At 36.1% G+C, this 346-nt stretch carries 1 protein-coding gene; it reads right to left on the bottom strand.

The window, feature by feature from the left end; all coding sequences use genetic code 11:
• A partial coding sequence (locus CQA58_RS08140) for an autotransporter outer membrane beta-barrel domain-containing protein (RefSeq protein ID WP_115570204.1) occupies positions 1-346 on the bottom strand: 346 nt, incomplete at both ends.

The following is a 346-nucleotide window of genomic DNA, read 5'->3' as shown; positions in this document are numbered from 1 at the left end:
CTCTTTCTCTTCCCCTTCAATCTTTAGTGGTGCTTTGTAATCAGCTTTTTCAAGGATTGGGCTATATCCATCACTCTCTCCAAAGCTATATCTCACTCCAAAATTCACTTGATAATCAGTATTGATTTTCCCTGCAAAGCTTTTCTCAAAGTCAAAGTAGATTCTAGTATTATCTTTGATAGACATATTAGTCCCTACATTGACTACTACTCTTCCATCAGAGCTAATATCACTTAAGATATTCTCTACTCCACTCATTTGATCTGTACTCATTGTGATACTTCCCCCACTCACATAATCATACTCATAGAATGCTCCTACATAAAGTGAGGCATTGAAAGTATCT

The organism is Helicobacter brantae, from assembly GCF_003364205.1.
Classification (GTDB): Bacteria; Campylobacterota; Campylobacteria; order Campylobacterales; family Helicobacteraceae; genus Helicobacter_G; species Helicobacter_G brantae.
The sequence above is the reverse complement of the archived record's forward strand: the minus strand, read 5'-3'. Positions and strand labels throughout refer to the sequence as shown.